Consider the following 3790-nt stretch of genomic DNA (forward strand, 5'->3'; position numbering starts at 1 on the left):
CTGACTTCGGTATCTTCATCGGTCTTGATGGCGGTATTGATGGTTTGGTTCACTTGTCAGACATTAGCTGGAACGCTACTGGCGAAGAAGCCGTTCGTGACTACAAAAAAGGTGAAGAAGTTACCGCTGTAGTTATGCAGGTTGATGCTGAACGTGAGCGTATCTCACTAGGTATCAAGCAGCTTGAAGAAGACCCATTCAATAACTACCTGGCAGCCAATAAAAAAGGTGCTATTGTTACAGGTACAGTTACTGAAGTAGACGCTAAAGGCGCTAAAGTTGAATTAGCTGAAAGCGTTGAAGGCTATGTTCGTGCAGCAGACATCTCACGTGAGCGTGTTGAAGATGCAAGCACTGAATTAAGCGTTGGTGATTCTATTGAAGCTCGCTTCATGGGCGTTGATCGCAAAAACCGTACTCTGAGCTTGTCTATCAAAGCGAAAGACGAAGCAGAAGAGAAAGAAGCGGTTGAAAGCGTCAACAAGCAGCAAGAAAGCGGCGGTCTTAACAGCGCAATGGCTGAAGCCTTTAAAGCTGCAAAAACTGACGACGAATAATTTCCTGCACTTACGCAGTTGATTAGAGGAGGTAATGATGACTAAATCAGAGCTGATTGAAAGGTTAACTTTGAAACACGAGTTACCTCCTAAGCAGGTTGAAGCTTCGGTAAAAGAAATTCTTGAACAGATGGTGCAGTCCTTGTCACAAGGCAAGCGCGTAGAAATTCGAGGGTTTGGAAGCTTCTCTCTGCATTATCGGGCTCCTCGTGTAGGTCGTAACCCAAAAACGGGTGAAGCCGTTGAATTAGACGGTAAGTATGTACCGCATTTTAAGGCGGGCAAAGAGCTTCGCGAGAGGGTCGATACGTTAAGTTAGTTTTTAAGCTCGATTGATAAAAACGGCATGCTATACTGGCATGCCGTTTTTTTATAACTAACAGGTAAGCGATTATGCTGAAGAAGCTGCTTATTCTCATTCCTGTATTACTCATATTTCTTTTAGCAATGGCTTTTGGTGCCCAGAACCCACAAACTGTTATTGTGAATTTGTTGGTACTGCAAACTGAAATGGCTGTTGCATCATTACTGGCTATCTTTTTTGGTAGCTGGTTTGTTGTTGGTATTCTCCTACTTTTCCTGTCGAGTCTGTCCTGGCGTTATCGTTACAATCGCCTGCTTAGACGCGTCAATAAATTGGATAAAGAGAGTTAATAGCTCATGCTAGAGCTTCTTTTCCTGCTTCTACCAATTGCTGCTGCCTATGGCTGGTTCATGGGTCGTAACAGTGTTCGCACAGAAGAGCGGAAAGAACAAAAGCGATTTTCTAAACAGTACGCGACTGGTATCAACCTTTTATTATCAGACCAGCCAGACAAAGCTGTAGATTTGTTTGTCGAGCTATTGGATGTTGATAGCGAAACCATTGAAACGCACTGGACTTTAGGGAAGCTATTCCGTCGCCGGGGCGAAGTAGACCGGGCAATAAAAATTCATAAAAATCTGACATCACTTCCTAATTTATCCGAGCACGACCGTTTAACAGCTATGTATGAGTTAGGAAAAGATTACCTTTCTGCCGGAATTTACGATCGCGCTGAACAGATGTTTGCGGGTTTGCAAAGTTACAAACTGTTTCGGGAAAAGAGCCAAAAGCACCTTCTGGAGCTGTACGAATCTACCCATGAGTGGGATAAAGCCATAAAGATTGCCTTACGGCTGTCTAAGCAAGACCCGGAAGCTCGAGTGGTTCTGGCGCAACTCTATTGCGAACTTGCTGAGTTAGATGACAATACCACCAGTAAAGTAAAGCATTACAATAAAGCATTAAAACATGATGATAACTGTGTTCGCGCCGTACTTTCCCTGGGTAAAATCTATATGAATGAAGGGCGGTATAGTGAGTCTATTAATTATCTGACCCGGGTATTTGAACAAGATAAGTCGTTTGTTTGCGAAACCATACCGTTGCTAGAGGAAGCTTTTGAAAAGACTTCTGATACTCATACGTTTATCGAATTTCTCCATATTTGTGTCGAACAGAACGCCGGAATAACGGCAGCAATTACACTGGCCGAAAAAATTTGCGAATCTCAAAGCATTGAAGATGCCGAGCACTTTATGACTCAGGTGTTAGAGCAGCATCCAACGATGCGAGGGTTCCATTATTTAATGGGGCTTCACATCCGGGCCGCTGATGTTGGTAATGCCCGTGACAGTCTTCGTAGACTGCAGAAAATGGTGCACGAACACATAGTGCAGAGGCCAAATTATAAGTGCCGTCATTGCGGTTTCTCAGGGCATACTTTGTATTGGCGTTGTCCTTCCTGTAAGAGTTGGTCAACAACAAAACCTATTTTTGGACTAGATGGTGAATAAGACATGGCATTGCCGAAAATATATGTAGCTTTAGATTGCCAGACACAAGAAGAAGCTGACCAGTTAGTCAGCAGGCTTCCTTCCGGGCAAGTTGGACTTAAAGTTGGAAAGGAGTTGTTTACCTCTATTGGCCCTGAATGGGTACGCAAGCAAGTAGAACAAGGTTTTTCCATCTTTCTGGATTTAAAATTTCACGATATTCCCAATACAGTTGCTAAAGCTGTCACTTCGGCGGCTAAAATTGGTGTTGATATTGTCAATGTCCACGCCAGTGGCGGAAGTGACATGATGAAAGCGGCTAAAGATGCTCTCGAGCCTTTTGATAACCCACCATTGCTAATTGCTGTAACGGTGCTGACCAGTATGAGTGATGCAGATCTTGCTGATATTGGTATTCAGGTAACGGCAGAACAACAGGTACTCAATTTAGCTAAGTTGACGCAGAAAGCAGGCTTAGACGGTGTGGTATGCTCTGCACAAGAAGCGCGCATGCTTAAAGACGCACTGGGTGAATCATTTAAACTGGTTACGCCGGGGATAAGACCTACCAATAGTGCAACGGACGATCAGAAGCGAGTAATGACCCCTAAGGAAGCTATACTTGCAGGTGTTGACTATATGGTTATCGGGCGTCCTATCACGCGCTCAGAAAACCCTGAAGAGACCGTTGCAGAAATTCTGGCTTCCATAGGAGAGTAACCTACTTAACGCCTGGTAATGTCGTAATCTCGCCAGATGGTAAAAAAGTTCGGCTATAGTATCTCTACTGCAGTGACGCAGTGATTTTATCGAAAGGGAACAGATACTATGAAGCTAAAATTATTATCCATACTATTAGGAACATCACTCTTTTGGGTTTGCGGTGCACAAGCGGGCTCAATGCCGGTTACAGCAACTGCATCACCAGTAGTGCAAGATACCAACGTAAAAACTGTCAACATTAATACCGGCTCTGCTCAGGAAATTTCCGACGTTCTGGTTGGTGTCGGCGTGAAACGAGCCGAGCAAATTATCGAGTTACGTGAGCAATTAGGTGGCTTTACAGAAGTTGAGCAACTACTTGATGTGAAAGGTATAGGCGCAAAAACCTTAGAAAAAAACCGCGCATTCATTACTATTAAGCAGTAAGAAACTTAAACTCCAGAGATAAAAAAAGGTCGGTAGCGTATAACTACCGACCTTTTTTGTTGCTTAAATACCCTTAGTCACATTTCGCCATTTCAGCATAAGAACTGGAGCGAGCCTGAGAAATACTCGCTACACGACTGTCCTTAGTAAACTCCTGGCGACTGGTCGCTTGTGCAATAGGTAGCGCTTTGAAATCTTCAGTGCGCTCTACTGCCGTAGCTTTAGTCATGGCCGAAAAGGATGAGCCGCTCAAAGAACGGTTTGGTATAACGGCCTCGGCCTTACCT

7 protein-coding genes are annotated in these 3790 nt (G+C 44.1%); 6 read left to right on the forward strand and 1 reads right to left on the reverse strand.

Annotation, left to right across the window (positions count from 1 at the left end; translation table 11 throughout):
* The 6 genes from B3180_RS02955 to B3180_RS02980 all read left to right on the forward strand — a co-directional run.
* Positions 1-557 (forward strand): S1 RNA-binding domain-containing protein (locus B3180_RS02955; protein ID WP_286842941.1); only part of this gene is annotated, 557 nt, incomplete at its 5' end.
* 37 nt (positions 558-594) lie between these two features.
* Positions 595-876, forward strand: a complete 282-nt coding sequence (locus B3180_RS02960) for an integration host factor subunit beta (protein WP_054487634.1) — start codon at positions 595-597, stop codon at positions 874-876.
* Positions 877-950: 74 nt separating this feature from the next.
* Positions 951-1211 (forward strand): lipopolysaccharide assembly protein LapA domain-containing protein, encoded by a 261-nt coding sequence (locus B3180_RS02965; protein WP_286842943.1) that lies wholly within the window; start codon positions 951-953, stop codon positions 1209-1211.
* 6 nt (positions 1212-1217) lie between these two features.
* Entirely contained in the window at positions 1218-2375 is a 1158-nt protein-coding gene (gene lapB, locus B3180_RS02970) for a lipopolysaccharide assembly protein LapB (RefSeq protein ID WP_278358669.1), read from the forward strand.
* 3 nt (positions 2376-2378) lie between these two features.
* Positions 2379-3074, forward strand: coding sequence for an orotidine-5'-phosphate decarboxylase (gene pyrF, locus B3180_RS02975; RefSeq protein WP_278356199.1), 696 nt, complete (start codon positions 2379-2381; stop codon positions 3072-3074).
* Between the two features lie 108 nt (positions 3075-3182).
* Positions 3183-3503 carry a ComEA family DNA-binding protein gene (locus B3180_RS02980; protein WP_054487643.1) on the forward strand — a complete coding sequence of 107 codons (321 nt, stop codon included), beginning with the start codon at positions 3183-3185 and terminating at the stop codon, positions 3501-3503.
* A 73-nt stretch (positions 3504-3576) separates the two neighbouring features.
* Here B3180_RS02980 and B3180_RS02985 read toward each other — a convergent pair.
* The coding region (locus B3180_RS02985) for a hypothetical protein (RefSeq protein WP_286842947.1) at positions 3577-3790 on the reverse strand (214 nt) is incomplete at its 5' end.

The organism is Idiomarina sp. UBA4206, from assembly GCF_002383015.1.
Lineage (GTDB): Bacteria > Pseudomonadota > Gammaproteobacteria > Enterobacterales > Alteromonadaceae > Idiomarina > Idiomarina abyssalis.